Source organism: Streptomyces sp. NPDC031466 (assembly GCF_055581265.1).
This window is the reverse complement of sequence record NZ_JBVIJT010000002.1, coordinates 35,422-56,637: the sequence shown is the minus strand read 5'-3', so window position 1 is coordinate 56,637 and position 21,216 is coordinate 35,422. Positions and strand designations below refer to the sequence as shown.

At 74.3% G+C, this 21,216-nt stretch carries 17 protein-coding genes; 11 read left to right on the top strand and 6 right to left on the bottom strand.

Annotated features, from left to right (window positions below):
- Positions 1-12: 12 nt before the first annotated feature.
- The 4 genes from ACZ5GP_RS03125 to ACZ5GP_RS03110 all read left to right on the top strand — a co-directional run bounded on the left by ACZ5GP_RS03125 (position 13) and on the right by ACZ5GP_RS03110 (position 2,641).
- Positions 13-921, top strand: a complete 909-nt coding sequence (locus tag ACZ5GP_RS03125; protein WP_468749667.1) for a hypothetical protein — start codon at positions 13-15, stop codon at positions 919-921.
- Positions 918-1,145 carry a Trm112 family protein gene (locus tag ACZ5GP_RS03120; RefSeq protein ID WP_358588483.1) on the top strand — a complete coding sequence of 76 codons (228 nt, stop codon included), beginning with the start codon at positions 918-920 and terminating at the stop codon, positions 1,143-1,145. The genes ACZ5GP_RS03125 and ACZ5GP_RS03120 overlap by 4 nt, the downstream gene beginning before the upstream one ends.
- 103 nt (positions 1,146-1,248) lie before the next feature.
- On the top strand, positions 1,249-2,052 hold the full coding sequence (locus ACZ5GP_RS03115) for an FkbM family methyltransferase (protein ID WP_468749121.1): 804 nt from the start codon (positions 1,249-1,251) through the stop codon (positions 2,050-2,052).
- Positions 2,033-2,641: a hypothetical protein gene (locus tag ACZ5GP_RS03110; protein ID WP_468749120.1), complete on the top strand. Its 609-nt coding sequence runs from the start codon at positions 2,033-2,035 to the stop codon at positions 2,639-2,641. The genes ACZ5GP_RS03115 and ACZ5GP_RS03110 overlap by 20 nt, the downstream gene beginning before the upstream one ends.
- Here the strand turns inward: ACZ5GP_RS03110 and ACZ5GP_RS03105 are convergent.
- Positions 2,625-3,503, bottom strand: coding sequence for an ATP-grasp domain-containing protein (locus ACZ5GP_RS03105; RefSeq protein ID WP_468749119.1), 879 nt, complete (start codon positions 3,501-3,503; stop codon positions 2,625-2,627). The genes ACZ5GP_RS03110 and ACZ5GP_RS03105 overlap by 17 nt on opposite strands.
- Positions 3,504-3,689: 186 nt before the next feature.
- Between ACZ5GP_RS03105 and ACZ5GP_RS03100 the strand changes: the two genes are divergently transcribed.
- The 3 genes from ACZ5GP_RS03100 (at position 3,690) to ACZ5GP_RS03090 (ending at position 6,348) form a co-directional block, all read left to right on the top strand.
- On the top strand, positions 3,690-4,595 hold the full coding sequence (locus tag ACZ5GP_RS03100) for a LysR family transcriptional regulator (RefSeq protein ID WP_468749118.1): 906 nt from the start codon (positions 3,690-3,692) through the stop codon (positions 4,593-4,595).
- Positions 4,596-4,696: 101 nt separating this feature from the next.
- Positions 4,697-5,266, top strand: coding sequence for a cysteine dioxygenase family protein (locus tag ACZ5GP_RS03095; protein WP_468749117.1), 570 nt, complete (start codon positions 4,697-4,699; stop codon positions 5,264-5,266).
- Positions 5,266-6,348, top strand: coding sequence for a YeiH family protein (locus ACZ5GP_RS03090; protein WP_468749116.1), 1,083 nt, complete (start codon positions 5,266-5,268; stop codon positions 6,346-6,348). Before ACZ5GP_RS03095 ends, ACZ5GP_RS03090 begins: the two co-directional genes overlap by 1 nt.
- A gap of 57 nt (positions 6,349-6,405) precedes the next feature.
- Here ACZ5GP_RS03090 and ACZ5GP_RS03085 read toward each other — a convergent pair whose 3' ends face one another.
- On the bottom strand, positions 6,406-7,263 hold the full coding sequence (locus tag ACZ5GP_RS03085; protein WP_468749115.1) for a hypothetical protein: 858 nt from the start codon (positions 7,261-7,263) through the stop codon (positions 6,406-6,408).
- A gap of 132 nt (positions 7,264-7,395) precedes the next feature.
- Between ACZ5GP_RS03085 and ACZ5GP_RS03080 the strand changes: the two genes are divergently transcribed.
- A complete protein-coding gene (locus ACZ5GP_RS03080; RefSeq protein ID WP_468749114.1) occupies positions 7,396-8,871 on the top strand; it encodes an acyl-CoA synthetase in 1,476 nt (491 codons plus the stop codon).
- 140 nt (positions 8,872-9,011) lie between these two features.
- On the opposite strand, the gene ACZ5GP_RS03075 is transcribed toward ACZ5GP_RS03080, so the two are convergent.
- Complete coding sequence (locus ACZ5GP_RS03075) at positions 9,012-12,815, bottom strand: S8 family serine peptidase (protein ID WP_468749113.1); 3,804 nt, start codon at positions 12,813-12,815, stop codon at positions 9,012-9,014.
- Between the two features lie 593 nt (positions 12,816-13,408).
- On the opposite strand from ACZ5GP_RS03075, the gene ACZ5GP_RS03070 reads away from it, so the two are divergent.
- Together ACZ5GP_RS03070 and ACZ5GP_RS03065 are read left to right on the top strand one after the other, a co-directional pair.
- Positions 13,409-14,446 (top strand): rod shape-determining protein, encoded by a 1,038-nt coding sequence (locus ACZ5GP_RS03070; protein ID WP_468749112.1) that lies wholly within the window; start codon positions 13,409-13,411, stop codon positions 14,444-14,446.
- Positions 14,447-14,465: 19 nt separating this feature from the next.
- Positions 14,466-16,289, top strand: a complete 1,824-nt coding sequence (locus ACZ5GP_RS03065; RefSeq protein ID WP_468749666.1) for a GAF domain-containing sensor histidine kinase — start codon at positions 14,466-14,468, stop codon at positions 16,287-16,289.
- A 17-nt stretch (positions 16,290-16,306) separates the two neighbouring features.
- On the opposite strand, the gene ACZ5GP_RS03060 is transcribed toward ACZ5GP_RS03065, so the two are convergent.
- The 3 genes from ACZ5GP_RS03060 to ACZ5GP_RS03050 form a co-directional block, all read right to left on the bottom strand.
- Positions 16,307-18,337: an ABC transporter permease gene (locus ACZ5GP_RS03060; RefSeq protein ID WP_468749111.1), complete on the bottom strand. Its 2,031-nt coding sequence runs from the start codon at positions 18,335-18,337 to the stop codon at positions 16,307-16,309.
- Between the two features lie 245 nt (positions 18,338-18,582).
- Positions 18,583-19,386 carry a molybdate ABC transporter substrate-binding protein gene (modA, locus tag ACZ5GP_RS03055; protein WP_468749110.1) on the bottom strand — a complete coding sequence of 268 codons (804 nt, stop codon included), beginning with the start codon at positions 19,384-19,386 and terminating at the stop codon, positions 18,583-18,585.
- Between the two features lie 16 nt (positions 19,387-19,402).
- Positions 19,403-19,801, bottom strand: a complete 399-nt coding sequence (locus ACZ5GP_RS03050; protein ID WP_358584360.1) for a TOBE domain-containing protein — start codon at positions 19,799-19,801, stop codon at positions 19,403-19,405.
- Positions 19,802-20,002: 201 nt separating this feature from the next.
- Between ACZ5GP_RS03050 and ACZ5GP_RS03045 the strand changes: the two genes are divergently transcribed.
- A complete protein-coding gene (locus ACZ5GP_RS03045; RefSeq protein WP_468749109.1) occupies positions 20,003-21,127 on the top strand; it encodes a YihY/virulence factor BrkB family protein in 1,125 nt (374 codons plus the stop codon).
- Positions 21,128-21,216 lie beyond the last annotated feature (89 nt).

The following is a 21,216-nucleotide window of genomic DNA, read 5'->3' as shown; positions in this document are numbered from 1 at the left end:
ATGTGGTGGGGTGTGGCCGCGGCGCTGCTCGCCAACCTGCTCTACAGCACCGGGTTCGTCCTGGAGAAGCGGGCGCTGACCACGATGCCGTCGGTCAGCGTCCGCAACCCGGCCCGGCTGCTGCGGCAGGTCCTCGGCAGCCCCTTGTGGATCGGCGGCTCGCTCGCCCTCGCCGCGGGCTTCGGCGCCCAGCTCGCGGTGTACCGCACGCTGCCGATCGCCGCCGCGCAGGGCATCTTCGTCTCCGGCCTCGTCCTGTTGCTGCTCCTGTCCTCGGTGCTGCTCGGCGAGCGGACCTCGGGGCGGGAGCGGTACGCGGTCGCCGCGATCCTCCTCGCGCTGCTGATGGTCGTGCTCTCCCTGAACGAGGGCGACGACACGGTGAGCCGCGGCGCGCCCGTGCCGCTGGTCCTGACCGTCTGCCTGCCCTCGCTCGCCGCGGGCCTGTGGCTGTACGGGGCGGCGGAGCGCCGGGCCAAGCACCGGCACCGCATGCCGTCGGCGGGCGTCGAGTACGGCGTCGCGGTCGGTCTGCTGTACGGCGTCAGCTCGCTGGCCATCAAGGGTGTCTCCAGCCATCTGACGACGCGGGACATCGGCGGCGCGCTCGTGGACCTGCTGCGCTCGCCGTACCCGTACCTGCTGCTGTTCACCGGCGCGTTCGGTCTGGTCATGTCGCAGGCGGCACTCCAGCGCTGCCGGGCCTCGCTGATCGTCCCGGTGTGCACCACGGTGACCGCCCTGTTCACCGCGGTGCTCGGCACGCTGGCGTTCGGTGAGGCGCTGCCGCACGAGCCGGTGCGCCTGACCCTGCGCATCGCGGGCACGGTGCTCGCCGTGTCCGTGCTCCTCGTCATGCCCAAGCACGACGGGCCTCCTCCCCAAGCCTCGCCCCCGACCAAGGAGTTGACTGGCGGATGAACGCCGACGACCCACTGCTGAAGATCCTCGCCTGTCCGCTCGACAAGGGCCCGCTGCATCTGCTCGCCCCGGCGGAACCCCTCGTACCGGAGGAGGCGCTCTACAACCCGCGCCTGCGCCGCCGCTACCCCGTGGTCGACGGCATCCCGCAGCTGCTGCCCTCCTCCGGCGAGCAGGTCCCCGAGGACGAGCACGAGCAGCTGCTCAAGCGGATATCCCTGTGACGGGGGGTGTACCGGTGGTGGCGGATACCCCGGTGGCGGTGGGTGTACCGGTGGTGGCCCACTTACCGGCATCGGTGAGCGGCCCCGTGCCGAGGAGCCGTCCGTGACGCTCGCCGCGCGCCTCGCGCCCTACGTCCCCGACCGGCTCATCGCCTCGCTGGCCCGGCTCGTCTACCCGCGCTTCGAGCTGGAACTGGCCCGCCTCGGCGACCTGTGCCCCACCGGCTGCGGCACCGCCGTGGACGTCGGCGGCTGGTACGGACCCTGGTCGCGCCGGCTGGCCTCGCGCGCCCGCCGCGTGGTCACCGTCGAGCCGGTGCCCCACCTGGCCCGGCTGCTCGACTCCAGCACGCCCGGCAACGTCCGCGTGGTGCAGGCCGCGGCCAGTGACCGGCCCGGCACGGCACGGCTCTGGCTGCCGCACGGGGACCATGGCGAGCGGGGCGTGTCGTCGCTGATCCGCCGCGACATCCACGCCACCGCCGTCGACGTGCCGTGCCTGACGCTGGACGGCCTCGGCCTGCGGGACGTCGACTTCGTCAAGATCGACGTGGACGGCAACGAACTGCCGGTGCTGCGCGGCGCCGAGGAGCTGATCGCCCGCGACCGGCCCGCGCTCTTCATCGAGCTGGAGTGCCGCATCCAGCCGATCGCCCCGATCGTGGACCTCCTCACGCGACGGCACGGCTACCGGGGCTGGGTCCTGCCGGACGACACCTGGCTGCCGCTGGCCTCCTTCGACCTGGAGGCCCACCAGCGCGCCACCTCGTACGTCGTCTCGCAGGGCCTGCTGCGCCGGGTGCTCACGCCCCGGCGCCCCCGCTACGTCAACTCCGTGCTGTTCCTGCCGGACGGCCGCCGCCCGGGAGCGCGCGCGGTGCGCGACGATGGGGCGCATGCCCGCTAGCCCGTCCTCCGCGCCCTTCACCCCACTGGACTTCCAGCTGGTCCTGCTGCGCCGCATGGCCGACCACAACCCGGACCTGGTGGAGGGCGCCCGCCATGCGCTGGGCGTCTCCGTCGCCGAGATGCGCGAGGCCAACCGGCGCTGGCAGGCGATGTCCCGGGGCCCGCGCTCCCGGGGCGCCGCGGCGCGCTACCGCTCGGTCCTCGGCGCCCCGGAGTCCACCGCCCGCCGCCGGATCGGCGACCTGGAGTGCGAGGCGCTGCGGTGGCCGGTGCCGCTCTGGCCCGACCTGCGCTTCGAGGTGCTGCGGGCGCCCGGCGGGGCGGTGTGGAACGAGTGGCTGGTGCGCGCCCCCGGGGCGCCGGGGCCCGAGCTGCGGACCGCGGACGACCTCGCCCCGTGGTCGTGCACGGTCGACGAGGCGGCCCGCGCCTTCGCTCCCGCGCGGCCCATGGAAGGCACGGCGCCCACCCGGTGGGGGCTGGCCTTCACCGCGCCGGACGCGGGCGGTGCACCGCGCCGCTGCGTGGCGGAGTTCACCTGGGGGCTGCTCCAGCGGGTGGCTCACGAGGTCATGCCGCCGCCTTGATGATCTGCTCCGTGACGAGGGCCAGGGAGCGGGAGTGCGGGTGCACGGCGAGGAAGAGGTTGGGCTCGACCAGCTCCAGCTCCATGAGGACCGGGGCGCCCTCGGGTCCGTCCACGAGGTCGACGCGGGCGTAGAGCAGCTCGGGCGATCCCGGCACCGCCGCCAACGCCCGCTCGGCGACGTCCAGTTCGGCGTCGGTCGGCTGCCAGGGGCGCAGGTCGGGGTGCGGCGTCTTGTCGGCGTCGTAGGCCGTGCCGGGGGTGAGCACCGCGCCCTTCTGGACGGCGTGCAGGAACTGGCCGGCGAAGAAGACCAGGGCGCGTTCGCCGGTGACGTCGATGCGCCCCATGTAGGGCTGCACCATGGCGGTGAACCCCTCCGCGTGCAGGTGTCCGATGTGGGCGAGGGCGTCCGCGCGCTCCTCGGCGCGGTAGCGGGCGGCGTTCCGCGCCCCGGCCCCGGAGGCCGGCTTCACGACGAACTCGCCGTCGTGGGCGGGGAGGTCGACGCGCTCGCCGGGCGCGCGGTAGTACGTCGGCACGGTGGGGACGCCCGTCGCGGCCAGGTCGCCGAGGTAGCGCTTGTCGGTGTTCCACCGCACGACGTGCGCGGGGTTGGCCAGCCGGGTGAGCCGCGCGCACCGTTCGGCCCACGCCACGTACTCCGCCGCGCGCCGGCTGTAGTCCCAGGTGGAGCGGATCACCGCGAGGTCGAACGCGGCCCAGTCGGCGTCGGGGTCGTCCCACCCGACCACGTGGACGTCCACCCCTGCCTCGCCGAGGGAGCGCGCCAGGTGCGGCAGGTCGCGGTCGTGGGCCGGCTGCGGGCGGCAGGTCACCAGGGCTATCCGGGGGCTGGGCACGGGCGGGGGCTCCTCTGCTTGCGCGACTGCGGGCCGGTTCGCGGCCCCTGCGGGCCGACCGTACAGAGGCCCCCCGGGCCCGACCGTGCGGGGGCCCTGCGGGCCGACCGTGCAAGCGGGCCGGGTGCGTACAGGCGCCGCCCTCGCCCATGTTCGACCCTCCCAAAATCTGCTTATGATTCGACGGTGTTCGATTCACGGCACATCAGGACGTTCCACGAGGTGGTCCGGGCCGGTTCGTATTCGGCGGCCGCCCGTTCCCTCGGCTATACGCAGCCCGCGATCACCCAGCAGATGAAGGCGCTGGAGCGGTCCGTCGGGACGCCGCTGTTCACCCGCGTCGGTCGGCGCATGCGGCTGACGGAGGCCGGGGAGGCCCTGTCGCGGCACGCGGGGATCATCCTGGAGGACATCTCCGCCGCCCAGCGGCAGATGAACGCGATCACCCGGCTGCGGTCCGGGCGCGTACGGGTCTGCGCCTTCCCCAGCGCCAACGCCACGCTCATCCCCGAGGCCCTGGCCCGCCTGGCCGCCGGGCATCCCGGGGTGCGCGTGGAGCTCCTGGAGGACGAGCCCCCGGAGTCGCTGCGGCGCGTGGTGCGCGGCGAGTGCGACATCACCCTCGCCTTCACCTACCCCGGCCTGCACGAGGAGGTGCCCGAGGAGCTGGCGGAGATCCCGCTGATGGAGGACCAGCTGACCGTGCTGCTGCCCACCGGGCACGCGATGGCGCGCCGGCGTTCGGTCAAGCTCGCCGAGCTGGCCGAGGAGCGCTGGATAGCCGGGTGCCCGCGCTGCCGGGCCAACTTCCTGCACGAGTGCGCCGAGCAGGGCTTCGCGCCGGACATCGCCTTCACCACCGACGACAATCTGGTCGTGCAGAGCCTGGTCGCCGAAGGCCTCGGCATCGCGATGATGCCGGGCCTCGTCCTGAACTTCCTGTGCCACCGCAAGGTGACGGGCCGCGCCCTGGACCCGGCCTCGCGGCGCAAGGTCTCCGCGTACGTCCTCAAGGACCATCTGCGCATCCCGGCGACCGCCCTCGTCCTGGACGAGCTGACGACCGTGGCAGCCAACCGCGTCGGCTGCTGAGCGCGACGCCCCCTGGAGGTCCGCTTCCATAAGCGGAAGTTGCAGGGATGCCAAACAACTGTCGTTGGACGTGATGGTTCGCGCGGCGCGACGCTGCCGGTATGACCACTCCGACCACGTACCGGGCCGCCCGGACCACAGAGCGCCTCGCCGCCCTTGTCGCCGACGTCCGCGAGGCCGTCGGGCGGGGCCTGCCCCCCGACCTGACCGCGTACCTGGTCGGCGAGCGGCTGGCCCCCCACCTCGGCACCGCCGACCTGCTCACCGCAGAGCAGTGCGAGGGCGATCCCGACCGCTACCGCCAGCACGTCCTGCACGCCGAGGGCGACGGCAGCTTCTCGATCGTGGCCCTGGTCTGGCTGCCGGGCCAGCGGACCTCCGTGCACGACCACGTGTCGTGGTGCGTCACCGGCGTCCACGAGGGCGAGGAGCACGAGCGGCGCTACCGCCTCGTGCCCGCCGCCGAGCCCGGCGGGAGCGGCCGCCTCGTCGCCACGGAGGACGTCGTCAACCCGCGGGGCTCGGTCTGCGGGTTCGCGCCCCCCGGCGACATCCACCGGGTGTGGAACGCCTGCGGCACCCGCGCGATCTCCCTGCACGTCTACGGCGCCGACATAGCCCGCCTGGGCAGCAGCGTCCGCAGGGTGTACGAGCTTCCGGCCGACCGGTGATGGCACTCCTCGGCGAACGCCCCACATCCCGTACGACACACGCCCCTTCCCCGGCCGCGCACCGGCCCGGGAGGCTTCCCGGGCTGGCGCTCGCCGCGACCGGCGTGGCCGTCGCCTGGGGCACGCACCGGCTCGTGCCCGGCGTTCCGATGCTCACCGCGGCCGTGGTCCTCGGCATCGCGGCGGCCCATCTGCCGGGCGTCGCACGGCACTTCGTACGCGGTCCCGGCAAGGCCGGTCTGACGTTCGCGGCCAAGCGGCTGATGCGGGTCGGCGTCGTACTGCTCGGCCTGAAACTCGGTCTGGACGACGTGCTCAGGCTCGGCTGGGCCTCGGTCGTGATGGTGTTCGGCGTGGTCGCCGTCACCTTCCTCGGCACCTGGTGGCTCGGCCGCCGCATGGGCCTGCGCGGCGATCAGCCGCTGCTCATCGCCACCGGCTACTCGATCTGCGGCGCGTCCGCGATCGGCGCGGTCAGCGAGGCGTCCGGGAGCGACGAGCGGGACACGGCCACCTCGGTGGCCCTGGTGACGCTGTGCGGGACGCTCGCCATCGCCGTACTGCCGCTGCTCCAGCATCCGTTGGGGCTGACCGACGCGGAGTTCGGGCGCTGGGTCGGGGCGAGCGTGCACGACGTGGGGCAGGTCGTGGCGACCGCGCAGACGGCCGGTCCCGGGGCGCTCGGGGACGCGGTCCTGGTGAAGCTGATGCGGGTCGCGCTGCTCGCACCGCTCGTCGCGGCCGTCGCCCTGTCGGTGCGGGCGCGGTCACGGTCGCGGTCCGGCACCGCGGGCGGGGCCGCGGGCGCCGCCGGCGCCAAGCGGCCGCCGCTCGTGCCGCTGTTCGTCGTCGGCTTCCTCGCCATGGTCGTCCTGCGCACGACCGGCCTGCTGCCGGGCGGCGTCCTCGACGCCGCGCAGCTGGCGCAGGAACTCCTGCTGGCGGGCGCCCTGTTCGGCCTCGGCAGCGCGGTGGACCTGCCGTCCCTGACCCGCACGGGCGGTCGCGTCGCGGCGCTGGGCCTCGCGGCGTGGACCGTGATCGCCGGCATCTCGTACGTGGGCGTGCTCCTGACGTACTGAGCACCACCGGTCCGGTCGGCCTACGTCCCGAGTCACGTCACGGGTCAGGTCACGGGGTCATCGGATGGGCTCGCGCATCTCCTCGCGGATGCGCAGGGTCGTGCGGGCCAGCTCCTCCAGGTCGACGGCCTCCGGTTCCTGGACGGCGTTCTCCTCGGTGATCAGGCCGACGCCCGCGGCCGTGTTGTCGTCCCCCCAGGCGCACATCGGTACGTTGCTCCGCCCAACGCCCGCACCCTGGTCCTGGGTGAGCACCTGGCAGCGCACCGTGACGTCCGACCCCGAGGGGGTGACGTCCCGCGCGGGCACCGCGACGCGGGCGCCCTGCCCCTCGGTGGCACCGTCCATCATGTCGTCCCGCGCCTCGGCGGGGTCCTTGAACCGCCCGTACATGCCGGAGACGACCATGACGGCGCCCTTCCGCTCGCCCTGGCCCGCGTACTGGGCGACCACCGCCTTCGGGTCCCGGACGTTGGCCCTGCTCCGGTTCTCCTCGACGATCGCCCGGCCGGTGGTGTCCGAGAGGTCCTGCGCCAGCTTGTAGGTGCCGTCGCCCAGTTCGGACGGCACCGTCATGCGGTACTTCGCCTCCGGGAACCCGCCACCGCCGCCGCCGACGAGCGCCACGGCCCCGGCGATCACCACGAGCGCCCCGACGGCGCCGGCGGCGATGCCGACGATCCTGCCGGTCCTGCGCCGAGGCGGCAGCGGCGGCGGCGCGGCGCCCCACGGGGCGGGGCCGGGGCCCCCGGGGTACGCCTGCTGCCCGTAGGGGTGCGCCTGGGGAGGGAAGCCCGGCTGCCCGTAGGGGTGCGCCTGGGGAGGGAAGCCCAGCTGACCGTAGGGCGGTTGCGGCGGCTGCCCGTACGAGGGCGGGGCGGGGTGGAAACCCCCGGGCTGAGGCGGCGTGGACATGCCGACACGCTACGACACCTCCGCCCGCGCGCCGCGAGGGGCCCGGCCCGGTCGCCGAAGGAGGACCGGCGGCACCCTGTGTGAGACTGCACGTGCCCGCACCGGTCGAGCAGCCCCAGAGGAGTACAAGACGTGGACCCCCTCTTCCCGACCCTGGCCACCCCGCACGGACGTACCTCCGCGGCCGGGGAAGCACTGCGCTTCGGCGACCGCGCGCTCAGTCACGGCGAACTCTCCGCCGTGGCACAGGCGTTGGCGGTACGCCTGAGCGGGGCGGGCCGCGTCGCCGTCTGGGCCACGCCCTCCCTGGAGACCGCCGTGGGCGTGGTCGCCGCCCTGCTCGCCGGAGTACCCGCCGTGCCGCTCAACCCCAAGTCGGGGGGCGGCGAGCTGGCGCACATCGTGGCGGACAGCGCCCCGTCGCTGATCCTGACCGCACCCGGCACGGAACTGCCCCCGGCGCTGGCCGAGGTGCCGCGGCTCGAAGTCGACGTAGCCCCGGACGCCGGCCCGGACGGACAGGGCACGGGCTCGTCGGCCGAGCCGGACGACCCCGAGGCCGCCGCCCTGATCGTCTACACCTCGGGCACCACCGGCCCGCCCAAGGGCGCCGTCCTGCCGCGCCGGGCGATCGCCACCACGCTGGACGCCCTGGCGGACGCCTGGGGGTGGACCGCCGACGACGTCCTGGTGCACGGCCTGCCGCTGTTCCACGTGCACGGCCTGATCCTCGGCACGCTGGGCCCGCTGCGGCGCGGCGGCTCGGTGCGCCACCTCGGACGGTTCAGCACCGAGGGCGTGGCGCGCGAGCTGGGGTCCGGGGCGACCATGCTGTTCGGGGTGCCGACGATGTACCACCGGATCGCCGAAGCCCTCCCCGGGGAACCGGAGTTGGCCAAGGCGCTGGCCGGGGCGCGGCTCCTGGTGTCGGGCTCGGCCGCGCTGCCGGTGCACGACCACGAGCGCATCGCGGCCGCCACCGGGCGCCGCGTCATCGAGCGGTACGGCATGACGGAGACCCTCATGAACACCAGCGTCCGCGTGGACGGCGAGCCGCGCGCGGGTGCGGTCGGGGTGCCGCTGCCGGGCGTCGACCTGCGGCTGGTCGACGAGGCGGGCGAGGAGATCCCGGTGGGCGATCCCGAGGCGGTGGGCGAGATCCAGGTGCGCGGCCCGAACCTGTTCACCGCGTACCTGAACCGCCCCGACGCGACCGCCGCCGCCTTCGCGCCGGGCGGCTGGTTCCGCACCGGCGACATGGCGGTGCGGGACCCCGACGGCTATGTGCGGATCGTCGGCCGCAAGGCCACCGACCTCATCAAGAGCGGCGGTTACAAGATCGGCGCGGGCGAGATCGAGAACGCGCTCCTGGAACACGCGGGGGTGCGGGAGGCCGCGGTCACCGGGGAGCCGGACCCCGACCTGGGCGAGCGGATCGTGGCGTGGATCGTCCCCACCGACCCGGGGGCCCCGCCGTCGGCCGAGGAGTTGGCCGGCCATGTCGCCGACCGGCTCGCCCCGCACAAGCGGCCGCGGGTGGTGCGCTACCTGGAGGCGCTGCCGCGCAACGACATGGGCAAGATCATGAAACGGGCGCTGCGGAGCTGAGATCCGGCCTCGCCGGAACCTCGGGGGGTTGTCCCGGCGGAACCTCGCGGGGTCGCCCCGCCGGAACCTCGCGTGGCGGACCCGCCGGAATGTCACAGGGCGGCCCCACCCCTCACCGCCCCGCACTGACCTGGGCAGCATCACGAAGCGGGCCCTGGAAGGCTGAGAACCGGCCCCGCCGGAACCCCGCGAGGTAGCCCCGGCGGAAGCTCGCGTGCCGCCCCCTCCCGAACCCCGCGAGGCTGCCCCCTCGAAGTGTCGCCGGGCGGTCCCACCCCCACCGCCCGCACGATCTCCTGGGAGACCTTTCCGCCCAGGTCATCGCTCGCCGACGCCCGCAGGGAGACGGAACCGGCACCGCGCGGCACCTGCAACCTCCCCTGCCAGGAGGCCTTCCGGGCCTTCCCGCCCTCCCGGTCCAGTGCGACGCCCCGCCACGACTTCCCCTCGTCGTACGACACGGACAGCGCGCCGGCGCCGATGGTCCCCATGTCCGCCGCCCCCTTGACGTACTCGGCGAAGATCCGCACCGGGATCGTGCGCCCGCCCGGCACCTCGCCCGCGAGGGAGGTGTCGACGTCGAAGCCGAGGTTGAGCAGCGGCAGGAGGGTCCTGCGGTCCTCCGGAGTCCGCCGGGAGCGGAAGGTCCACTCCGTGTGGCCCTTCGTGGCGAGCCGCCACCGCGCCGGATCGAGGGTCGTGTCGGTGACGACCGTGTACGTGCGCTCGGCGGGGTCGGCGCCGTCGACGTACACGCCGGGGCCCTCGCGCCGACCGACGCTGACGCCGTCCACGAGGACCTCGCTGACCTGCGTCATCGTCGGTTCGTTCCACACGTCGCCGAAGCCGGTGTGGTCGGGCCCCGAGTCGCCCCAGCCGGGCACGTTGAACTCCAGGCCGTCGCCGCGGCGCGTCTGGCCCCAGCCGAGGCCAGTGCCGAGCCAGGGGTGCAGCACCGGCTTGAACCAGTTCAGGCCGGCCCGCGTGCCCCCTTCGTAGGTCACGAGACCGCCGCGCTCCTCCAGGGCGCCCGGCCCTACGGAGACGGCCTCGTGCCACAGCTGCCCCGCGCCCGCCGAGACGTACTCCGTGCGTGTCGCCGGCAAGTCGATCTTCTCCTGGAAGCCGATGCCGATCGGGAAGGTGTCGGTGAGCGAGTAACGGAACTCGCCGCCTTTCGCGGGCCGCACGGCATGGAACCTCGCGTCCAGGAATGCCAGTTCACTCTTCCTCGGCCGATAGCGGAGATCCTCCGGAACGGCCTTCTCATGCCCCGCGGAGAGGTCGTAGAGGTAGGGCGTGGCGGCCGTCCCGGTGCTCTCGACCTTCGCGCCCGCCTTCGCCGCGGCGATGAGGCGGGCACCGTCGGCGGCGTCGACGGCGGCGATCTGCAAGGGCCGGTCGGCGTTGTCGTCCGTACCGAACCAGGCGTTGAGGCGGCCCGGTTGACGGTCGGTCACGAACAGCGCCGCGGCCCCGGCGTCCTGCGCGGCCTGCCCCAGCCGGGCCGGGGTGACCTCGCCCGAGCGGCGCACGACGACGGCCTTGCCCCGCACGTCCTTGCCCGCGTACGCGTCCGGGGTGCCGTCGCCCGCGTCCACCAGCGCCCACCTGTGCCGCCCCTCGGCGAGGGTCCCGCCGGGTTGCGCGACGGCCTCGCTCAGGCCCTTGACCCGCACCAGCGGCGCGCCGAGCCGCCAGACCGTGCGGTACTCGAAGGTGCCCTCGGTGACCTCTTCGGTGGGGGCGGCGAAGACGCTGTCGTACTTCACGGGGACCTGGACGGCGCCCTGGAGCGCGGCCCCGCCGGCCTTCCTGTCGTACTCCATCAGCAGCTGCCGGGTCTCGGTGCGCCGGCCGACCTCGGCCCGGATCTCCCGCAACCGCCTTCCGTCGAGCGTGACATGGCGGTCCCGGTCGAGACGGATCTGCGGATCGGCGAGGAAGCCGAGCCCGAGCGAGTCCGCTCCCCCGGCGCCGCGCACGTCGAGGAACGAGGTCAAGGCGTACGTCCCCGGCTTCAGGCGCAGCTGCAAGGTCCCGGACGCGCCCACGGCCGCCGGAACGGGTTCGGCCCCCTCGGCGAGCCGCTGCACCAGGACGTCCGCGGGGGCCGGTGCGCCGTCCCGGTCCTTGACGTGGACGGTGAGGGTGTACCGCTCCTCCTCCTTGACCAGGCCGAACGCGGTGTGCGCGACCTCCCGCCCGGCGGCGCTCGCCACCACGGCGCCGCTGGTGTTCCCGACGGGCGCCCTCGTGCCGTCGCCGGTGACGGTGGTGGAGGCGGTGCCGTGCGGCGGGACGGTGAGGGTGGTGTCGGCGAGCCCGACGGACCCGTCGGCGGCGCCTCGTACAGTCAGACTCAACTCCACTGCTACGTCGCCGGAGTTGCGATAGGTGAGCGTCTTCCTGACCGGTTCGCCGGTGTCGTACGGCCAGGCGTGGAAGCCGAGGTCGACGCTGCCGCTCGCGGTGACCCGCGCGCCGATCGCGCCGGGCACGGCGACCCGCCCCGCGCCCACCTCGTACACCGACGCGTCGAGGCGTTCGGAGGTGGACATCAGGGCGTCCTTGAGCCGGTCGCCCGTCCAGTCGGGGTGCTGCTCGGCGAGCAGGGCGGCCACGCCCGCGACGTGCGGTGTCGCCATCGACGTACCGCTCATCTCGGTGTACGGGCCCTCCCCGCCGGTGAGCCGGGAGCGGGCCGCGAGGATGTCGACGCCGGGTGCCGACAGGTCGGGCTTGAGCGCGTGGTCGCCGAAGCGGGGGCCCCGGCCGGTGAAAGGGGCGGCGCGGTCAGCGGAGTCGACCGCGCCGACGGTCAGCGCGGAGTCGGCGGCGCCGGGCGAGCCGATGGAGGAGGGCGCGCCGGCGTTGCCCGCCGCGACGACGAAGAGGGCGCCGGTCCGTTCGGAGAGTGTGTTCAGGGCGGTGGCCATCGGGTCCGTGCCGTCGCTCGGCTCCTGTGAACCGAGGCTCATGGACACCACCTCGGCGCCGACGTCCTCGGCGGCCCACTCCATGCCCGCGATGATCTGCGACTCGCTGCCGTAGCCCTCGTCGTCGAGCACCTTGCCGACGGCCAGCGAGACGCCGGGCGCGACGCCCCTCTCCTTGTGCCCCTCCGACGCGGCGCCGCTGCCGCCGAGGGTGGAGGCCACGTGCGTACCGTGTCCGCTGCGGTCGGCGACCTCTTCGCCGGGGACGAAGCTCTCGCTCACGGCGACCCGGCCCTCCATATCGGGATGTCCGTCGTCCACGCCGGTGTCGAGGACGGCGACCCGCACGCCCTTGCCGGTGAGCCCGGCCGCCCAGGCCGCGGGCGTGCCGATCTGCTCGTTGCTCCGCGCCATGTCCGCCCGGACCCGGCCGTCGAGCCACACCTTGTCGACGCCGGACGCCTTGTCGCGCACGGACCGCCACAGGGCACCGGGCTCCTCGACGCGCACGGCGACGCCCGCCACGCTCGGCAGGGACCGCACCTTCTCCACCCCGCGAGGCAGGCGGACGCCGGCGCCCCACACGGTCTTCCGGTACGTCACGATGAGCGGCGCCGCCGACGCCGATGTCCCGCCGCGCCCGGCGGCCCCCTGCCGGATCAACTCCGTCACGTCGAACAACCGCTCGTCCAGCACCCCGGAGCGCAGATACGGTCGCGCCTCGTCCGGTACGACGGTGAGGTGGCCGCCCGCGATCCGGCTCCGCACGGCACCACCCGCCCCGGCGGGCCGCTCGACACCGACGGTCCGCCGCCCGCCGGGTAACCGGGTGACGGTGACCTTGTCCCCGGTGACGAGGGTGACGGTGTCGACGGAACGGGGGGCGCGGTGGGCGGCGGCCGCTGTTGCGGCTGCGGGGTCGTCGCCGACGGCGGTGACGCCCTGCCCGACGGGAAGCAGGACGGACACAAGCCCGACTCGCAGCCACACGGCACCCATGACCATCGACCGCCGCCTCTCTACGCCGCCCCCGGGCGGGACCGCGACCCGAGACTGAGAGAGTGCCAGCGCCCACCCCCCACAAGGCAGCCACCCACCCTGGCGGAAACCCGCCACCCCTGCGCCCCCGAAACCACGCCCCCCGCAAGACCTGAGCCCCCTCCCCCCGAAAGCCCTCTCATGGACGCGAGAACCCCCCAGAGGCGCGAGAAACTGCGCGCCCAACCCCCACCCACCCGCACGGGAACTCCACGAGCACACCCCCCAGGGGCGCGAGGAACTGCGCGACCACCCCCCACCCACCCGCACGAAAGCCCCACGAGCCACCACCCCAAGGGCGCGAGGAACTGCGCGACCAACCCCCACCCACCCGCACGAAAGCCCCACGAGCCACCACCCCAAGGGCGCGAGGAACTGCGCGACCAACCCCCACCACCCGCACGAAAGCCCCCCAGGCGCCCCCGCCAGAAAAAAGCACTCGTCCGGCCCCGCCCCACCCGGCCCACCCCAACAGGCGCACCCCCCGAACCCCCCGCACGATGCGAAACAGGACCGCCGACCGCCGGTCCGTACGGTCCGCGCTCTCGGGAGGCCCCGCCATGACCGTCAGTCTGGAGCAGCTGCGCCGCTGCCACGTCGCCGTCGATCTGGGCGCCGCACGCACCCGCGTCTTCGTGAAGGGCGCGGGCCTCGTCGTGGACGAGCCGAGCGCCGCCGCAGTGAACACCCGTACGGGCGCGCTCATCGCGGTCGGCCACTTCGCCGAGCAGATGACGGGACGTACCCCCGGCTACATCCGCGTGGTCCGCCCGGTCTCCGGCGGCACCGTCGTCGACATCGAGATGGCCCAGCGCATGCTGCGCCACCTGCTCGGCGAGAAGCTGCGCCGCACCCTGCGCCGCAAGCCGAGGCTGCGCGCCGCGGCCTGCACCCCGCACGACGCGGACCCGCTGGCCCAGCGCGCGGCGGTGGAGACGATGGTCGGACTCGGCGCCCGCCGGGTCGAACTGGTCGACACCCTCATCGCGGCGGCCGTCGGCTGCGGACTCCCCGTGGAGCGCCCCGAGGCGACGATGATCCTGGTCTGCGGCGCCGCCACGACCCAGGTGGCGGTCCTGTCCATGGGCTCGATCGTGACGGCCGAACGCATTCCCGTGGGCGGCGAGGCCATCGACCACGCCATCGTCCAGCACCTGCGCCACCAGCACGAACTGATGCTCCCCTCGCAGTCCGTACGTCCCCTCCAGCTCGCCCTGAGCGGCAACGGCCTCACCCCGCACGGCCCGGAGTCCACCGAGATCCACGGCAGGGACGTCGCGACGGGTCTGGCCCGCTCGGTCCATGTCGACACCGCCGCCGTCCGCGACGCGATCCACACCCCGCTCACGGCCGTGCTCGACGGGATCGGCAAGGTGCTGCGCGACTGTCCGCCGGACCTGGTGGCCGACCTCGCGGACCGCGGGATCATGATGGTCGGCGGCAGCGCGCGGCTGCCGGGCCTCGACCAGATGCTGCGGGACGCGACCGGAATGCCCGTACAGATCGCGGAACGGCCCGACGTGTGCGCCGTGCTCGGCCTCGGTGCGATGCTGGAGGGCAAGATCCAGCCGCTGGTCCTGGACCCACTGTCCGGCTGACCCACTGTCCGTGAGAGAGATGCCCCACGGAGTGGACGCGCCGCTGCCGTCGATGCCGCTGCTCGACGCGGTCCTCGGCGTCGGCGCGGACCTCGACCTGCGCGCCACGCTCCAGCACATCGTGGACAGCGCGAGACGGCTGACGGGCGCGGCGTACGGCTCGCTCGGCATGACCGCCCCCTCCCAGGAGGGCCCGGCCGAGCTGTTCGTCTCGGGCGAAGGCAAAGGCAAGTACGAGGTCAAGGGCGAGGTCAAGGGCGACGGGACCGACGACAGCGACAACGGTGATGACGTCGTACGCGTCCCGATCCACGTCCACGACGAGGCGTTCGGCGACCTCCTGCTCGCGGGCAAGGCGGCGGGCCCGTTCACCGAAGAGGACCGGCAGCTCCTGAGGGTGTTGGCGAGCCAGGCGGGCATCGCGATCGGCAACGCCCGCCTGTTCGAGGCGGCCCGCCAGCGCGAGCGGTGGATCGAGGGCGCCGCGGCCGTCACCACGGCGCTGCTCACGGGCGAGGCGGCGGCGGACGCGCTGATGACGGTCGCGGACCGGGCGAGGATCCTCGCGGGCGCGGCGGCGGGCGTGATCCTCCAGCCCACGGAGTCGGGCGGCATGCGCATCGTCGCCGCCTCCACGGACGGCCCGCCCCCGGGCCGCCCCGCCCCCACGGAGGGGTACCCCCCGGAGTCCCCCGGGTCAGCCACAGCCCTGACGTCCCCTCACCGGAAATCCCCATCGGGGGCGCCCGGACAGACGGGCTCCCGCTCGGCGAACGAGACGGCGGAAGCCCCGACCCCCTCCCCCGCGGGGCCACCCGACCCGCCCCCGACCACCGACCCCGACCCCGACCCCGATGGGACCGCAACCCCCGTGCCGGGCACCGGCGTCAGAACGCCCGCCGACCCCACGCCGCACACGCCACCCGACGCCACCCCCGCTCCGGACCCGGTGGCCGACGGCGACAGCGAGGGCGACGGCGACGGCGACGACCTCATCGGCACCACCATCGAGCCCGGCAGCGCCGTCCTGACGCAACTGCTCGGCGGCGAACCGGTGTTCATCGAGGACTCCGCGACCGACCCCCGGATGACGACGCACGTACGCGCCCGTTTCGGGCCCAGCATGATGCTGCCGCTCCAGGCCGGCGGGCGGCTCATCGGAACGCTCGCGCTGCCCCGCAGGCGCGGCGCGCCCGCCTACACCGCGGCCGAGCGGCTGCTCGCCACCCAGTTCGCCTCGCAGGCGGCACTGGCGCTGGTGCTCGCCGACGCCCAGCAGAGCCGGCAGCGCCTCGCGGTCTTCGAGGACCGCGACCGCATCGCCCGCGACCTTCATGACCTCGTCGTCCAACGGCTCTTCGCGACCGGCATGATGCTGGAGTCGACCCGTCGCAAGGCGCACTCCCCGCAGGTGGAGTCCACGCTCGGCCACGCCGTGGACGAGCTGGAGTCCACCATCCAGGAGGTCCGCACGGCCATCTTCGCCCTCCAGCAGCCGCCCGCCGACGCCCCGACGACCTTCCGCGGCAAGGTCCTGCGCGAGACGGCGGGCGCCGCGGCGGTCCTCGGCATCCAGCCGTCGGTGCACTTCGGGGGCGCCGTCGACACCCGGATCACGGACCCGGCGGCGAGCCATCTCCTGGCCGCCCTGCGCCGCGCCCTGGCCGCCACCTCGCGCCGCACCGGCGTCACCCGGGTCGATGTGGCCGTCGACGCGCGGGCGACGCTGCCCGACGGCCGCGAGGGCGTACGCCTGACGGTGTACGACGACGGAGCCACGGACGGCGTGGGCGCGGAGTCGGGCACGACGGTGACCTGGCAGTCACCGCTCCAGGCCCTGTGACCGTCCCGCGCCCCCGTTCACAGCGCCACCACCGACACCTCCGTGGCCTTCACGCTCGTCCACACCCGCGCCCCGTCCGCCAGGCCCAGTTCCGCCGCCGCCTGCGGAGTGATCTCCGCGACCAGGTCGGGCGCCTCGTCCGAGGCGACGAGGACGCGCAGCCTGCTCCCGGCGGCGGTGACCTCGCGCACCGTCCCCCGCCACACGTTCCGCGGGCTTCCCCCGGGCCGCTCACGGTGCACGGACACCGCCTCCGGGGCGATGACCGCCAGGGCCCGCGCGCCCGCCGCCGGCGGATCGGCGACGACCAGGCGCCCTCGCCCCGCCAGGACGAGCGTGCCGTCCGCCGCCCCCGTGCCCGGCCAGGCGTTGCGGCCGAGCATCCGCGCCACCCAGGGCGAACGCGGATGCCGGGTGACCTCGGCGGGCGGCGCGTCCTGCAACGTACGGCCGTCATCGAGTACGAGGATGCGGTCGGCCAGCGACACGGCCTCCACGGGGTCGTGCGTGACGACGAGGCACACGCCGCCGAACCCGTCGAGGTGGCGCCGCAACAGGTGGCGGACGTGCGCGCGGGTGGTCTGGTCGAGGGCGGCGAGGGGCTCGTCGAGGAGCAGCAGTCGGGGCCGGGCCGCGAGTGCCCGCGCGAGCGCGACCCGCTGGGCCTGGCCGCCGGACAGCTGGCCGGGTCTGCGGTGCGCGAGGTGACCGACGCCGAGCCGGTCGAGCCAGACCCGCGCCTCGCCCCGGGCCGCCGCCCGCCGCACGCCCTGGGCGCGCAGCCCGTACGCGGTGTTGCCGAGGGCGCTCAGATGCGGGAAGAGCGCGCCGTCCTGGGGCACCCAGGCGACCTTGCGCCGGTGCGGCGGCAGGGCGGTGACGTCGTGCTCCCCGAGCCGCAGCCGGGCGTGGGCACGCGGGGTCAGGCCGAGGAGGGCGCGCAGGAGGGTCGTCTTGCCCGCGCCGTTGGGTCCGACGACGGCGATGGTGGTGCCGGGTTCGGCGTCGAGGGTCAGTTCGTCGGAGCCGGTGACGGCGGCGTGCAGGGCCCATTTCTCCGGCGGGTTCGTCTCCGGGTTCTTCTCCGGGTCCTCCTTCGGGGCGGGCACCTTGCCGGGCGCTCCACCCGCCGCGACCTCAGGGGCCCCCGGGACCTCCGCGGCCCCCGAAGCCTCCCGAACCTCCGGGGCCACGCCCCTGTCCGCCCCCGGCGCCCGCACCCGCACGCCCGCCCCGGCCGACCACCGCCCCCGCAGCCCCACCAGCACGGTCATGGCGATGGCGAGCAGCAGCAGGGAGAGGGAGGTCGCGGCCTGCGGGGACTCCTGGAGCAGCAGATAGACCTGGAGCGGCAGGGTCTGTGTGGTGCCGGGGAGGTTGCCCGCGAAGGTGATGGTCGCGCCGAACTCCCCCAGCGCCCGCGCCCAGGTCAGCGCGGCGCCCGCGACGAGCCCGGGGGCGACCATCGGCAGCGTGACGGTGCGGAACACCCGTAGGGGGGAGGCCCCGAGCGACGCCGCCGTCTCCTCGAAGCCGGGCCGCAGTCCGCCGAGGGCGCCTTCCAGGCTGATGACGAGGAACGGCATCGACACGAACGTCGCCGCGACGACCGCGCCCGAGGTGTGGAAGGGCAGCACGATGCCGAAGGTGCTCTCCAGCCAGGGCCCGAGCAGCCCGCGCCGCCCGAAGCCGAGCAGGAGCGCGACACCGCCGACGGTCGGCGGCAGCACCATCGGCAGCAGCACCAGGGACCGTACGAAGGCCTTCCCGGGGAAGTCCACGCGGGCGAGCAGCCAGGCCAGCGGCACCCCGAGCAGCAGGGAGAGCCCGAGCGCCCAGAAGGACACGAGCATCGACAGCTTCAGTGCCTGGGTGACCCCGGGCGCGGACAGATGAGCGCCCAGCTCGCCCCACTCGGTGCGGGCGAGGATGCCGATCAGCGGCATGAGCAGGAACGCGATCGCCAGGAGCGCGGGCAGCGCGAGGGCGAGGGGCGCCCGGGTGCGGCCCGGGGCGGGGGCGCGGAGACGAAGACGGGGTCGGCTCATGGGCGGTCCTGGGCTCGGTGGGGGTGAGACGTACGACGTTGACACGAACCCCGATCGCGAGGGGCGCGGCATGCGGACGTACGCGGCAGGACGGGAGGGTACGACCGGGCGCCCGTGGCGGGGAGGCGGCGGGCGCCCGGAAGTCGAGGCGGCGGGCGCCCGGAAGTCGACGCGCCGGGCAGGTGTCGGCAGCCACGCCGGCATGCGAGCGAACCCGGCAGACAAGCCGGTCCCGCGTGCGCGCGCTACGGCTTCTGGAAGCCCGCGTCCCGCAGGATCCGCTGCGCCTCGGCGGTGCTGAGCCACTTCACGAACGCGGCCGCGGCCTCCCCGTTCCCGGAGCCCTTGAGGGTCGCGGCCGGGTAGGAGGCCACGGCGTTCTGCGCGTCGGGGATGTCGACGGCGTCGACCTTGTCGGGCGCGGTCGCGGCGTCCGTCCGGTAGACGAGGCCGGCGTCGGCCTCGCCCAGCTCGACCTTGCTGAGCACGGACCGGACGTTGGCCTCCTTGGAGACGGGCTCCACCGTGACGTGCTGCCGGTCGAGGATCTGCTTGCTGTAGCGCCCGACCGGCACGGTGTCATCGGCGAGGACGACCTTCAGCCTGTTGTCCGCGAGGTCCTTGAGCCCCTTGATCCGGTCGGGGTTGCCGTCGCGGGTGGCGATCACGAGCCGGTTCCTGGCGATCACGGTGGGGGTGCCGGTCTCGCCCTTGAGGCCGTCCATGGTCCTGGTGTCGGCGGTGACCAGCACATCGGCGGGCGCCCCCTGCCGGACCTGCGCGGCCAGTTCCTGGGAGCCGGCCGCGGAGATGGTCAGGCGCGTGCCGGGGTGGTCCTTCTCGTACTCCTTCTTCGCCGTGGCGAAGACGTCGGTGAGGGAGGAGGCGGCGAGGACGGTCAGCCGTACGTTCTTCCCGCCGCCGTCCTTCCCGCTCTCGCCACCGTCGCTGCCGCACGCCGCGAGCGGGACGAGCAGCGCGGCGATGAGGACCGCACCGGTGACCCGGCGGGCGCCGGGGACGCGGAACTTCGGGGACACGGGAAACATGGGGGTCGCTCCTGGCTCAGACGCGGTCGATGTGCACGCTCGTGGACTTCACCCGGGCGGTGGCCTGCATCCCGACCTCCAGGCCGAGTTCCTCCACCGCCTCGCGGGTCAGCAGCGAGACCAGGCGGTGCGGGCCCGCCTGGATCTCCACCTGGGCGGCCACGTCACCGAGCTTCACGGCGGTGACGATGCCGGGAAAGGCGTTACGGGCGGAGGTGTACGGGATGTCGTCGTCGCCGGTGCCGGCGCTCTGGGCGACCTCGACGCAGAACGCGGCGAGATCCCGGCCGTCGACGAGCCGCCGCCCGCCCTCGTCGCGGTGCGTGGCGACCCGCCCGGCGTCGGCCCAGCGGCGGGCGGTGTCGGCGCTGACCCCGAGCAGACGCGCGGCCTGCCCGATCGTGTAGGACTGCATGTGCGCCAAGATAAGGCCAAACGCCTGGCATCTGTAACCATTTCTGCGGATCATCCACGGCAGGTGCGAGGAACCATGGAGGAACCACCGAGACCCTTCCGGGACGTCTACCGAGATCTAACCGGAACGTTTGGGGCCCCGAACACAACCTTCTCGCCGTGAACAGGCATACGTCGGCCGAGTCGGCCAACTCACCACCACATGGCACTCTTCGACAAACACGAGAACAAGCAGGAGCGCGACCAAGGGCGCGACCCGGGGCGCGAGCAGGGACGCGACCAGGGCGGTGACGACCGCGCCCGCACCCACGACCAGCCGCACGAAGGCGAACCGGAGCCGGCGGCCGGCCCGGGACCGGCGGTCGAGGAGGCGGCCCCCGACGAACCCACCGAGCTGCCCGCCCGCTCCTGGTGGGCGGTGGCGCGGCGCACCGGCAAAGAGTTCATGGACGACGACCTGCCCGACCGGGCCGCCGCGCTGACGTACTACGGCGTGCTGTCGCTCTTCCCCGCGCTGCTCGTCCTGGTCTCGGTGCTGGGCGTGATCGGGAAGAAGGCCACCGACTCGGTCCTGGACAACCTGGAGAAGCTAGCGCCGGGCCCGGTCCGCGACCTGCTGAGCGATGCCGTACGCCAGCTGCAGGGCAGCGGCAGCACCAGCGGTGTGATGGCGATCGCGGGCCTGCTGCTGGCGGTGTGGTCGGCGTCCGGTTACGTGGGCGCGTTCATCCGCGCCTCCAACGCCGTGTACGACCTGCCCGAGGGCCGCCCGGTGTGGAAGCTGACGCCGCTGCGGATCGGCCTGACCCTGGCCCTCATGATCCTGCTGGCCGCCAGCGCGCTGATCGTGGTCTTCACCGGCCCGATCGCCCGGCGCGCGGGTGACGCCATCGGCCTGGGCGACGCGGCGCTCACCGCTTGGTCCATCGCGAAGTGGCCGGTGCTGCTGATCATCGTCATCCTGATGATCGCCCTGCTCTTCTGGCGCGCCCCGAACGTCCACGGCCCCGGTTTCCGCTGGCTGAGCCCCGGCAGTGTCGTCGCGGTGCTCCTGTGGCTGGTGGCCTCCGCCTGCTTCGCGCTGTACGTCGCGGGCTTCGCCTCGTACAACAAGACGTACGGCACGCTGGCGGGTGTCGTGATCTTCCTGGTCTGGCTGTGGCTGTCGAACCTGGCCATCCTGCTCGGCCTGGAATTCGACGCGGAACTGGCCCGCCAGCGCGCGATCGCCGGCGGCATGCCCGCGGAGGAGGAGCCCTACGTGGAACCCCGCGACACCCGCAAATGGCCCCACCCCAACGGCACGGACCCGAACCCCACCGCCTGACCCCGCCCCACCCCTCGCCCGAACCCCGGGCACCTACTCCCTCCGGGACGCCCCCGTGGCCCCAGGCCCCCTTCCACCTCCGGGTGGAA

What these genes read in the sequence shown, in the direction of transcription:
- ACZ5GP_RS03120 (WP_358588483.1), top strand. Translation starts at nt 918, where the DNA reads ATGAACGCCGACGACCCACTGCTGAAGATCCTCGCCTGTCCGCTCGAC.
- ACZ5GP_RS03110 (WP_468749120.1), top strand. Translation starts at nt 2,033, where the DNA reads ATGGGGCGCATGCCCGCTAGCCCGTCCTCCGCGCCCTTCACCCCACTG.
- ACZ5GP_RS03095 (WP_468749117.1), top strand. Translation starts at nt 4,697, where the DNA reads ATGACCACTCCGACCACGTACCGGGCCGCCCGGACCACAGAGCGCCTC.
- ACZ5GP_RS03090 (WP_468749116.1), top strand. Translation starts at nt 5,266, where the DNA reads ATGGCACTCCTCGGCGAACGCCCCACATCCCGTACGACACACGCCCCT.
- ACZ5GP_RS03085 (WP_468749115.1), bottom strand. Translation starts at nt 7,263, where the DNA reads ATGTCCACGCCGCCTCAGCCCGGGGGTTTCCACCCCGCCCCGCCCTCG.
- ACZ5GP_RS03075 (WP_468749113.1), bottom strand. Translation starts at nt 12,815, where the DNA reads ATGGTCATGGGTGCCGTGTGGCTGCGAGTCGGGCTTGTGTCCGTCCTG.
- ACZ5GP_RS03070 (WP_468749112.1), top strand. Translation starts at nt 13,409, where the DNA reads ATGACCGTCAGTCTGGAGCAGCTGCGCCGCTGCCACGTCGCCGTCGAT.
- ACZ5GP_RS03065 (WP_468749666.1), top strand. Translation starts at nt 14,466, where the DNA reads ATGCCCCACGGAGTGGACGCGCCGCTGCCGTCGATGCCGCTGCTCGAC.
- ACZ5GP_RS03060 (WP_468749111.1), bottom strand. Translation starts at nt 18,337, where the DNA reads ATGAGCCGACCCCGTCTTCGTCTCCGCGCCCCCGCCCCGGGCCGCACC.
- modA (WP_468749110.1), bottom strand. Translation starts at nt 19,386, where the DNA reads ATGTTTCCCGTGTCCCCGAAGTTCCGCGTCCCCGGCGCCCGCCGGGTC.
- ACZ5GP_RS03050 (WP_358584360.1), bottom strand. Translation starts at nt 19,801, where the DNA reads ATGCAGTCCTACACGATCGGGCAGGCCGCGCGTCTGCTCGGGGTCAGC.
- ACZ5GP_RS03045 (WP_468749109.1), top strand. Translation starts at nt 20,003, where the DNA reads ATGGCACTCTTCGACAAACACGAGAACAAGCAGGAGCGCGACCAAGGG.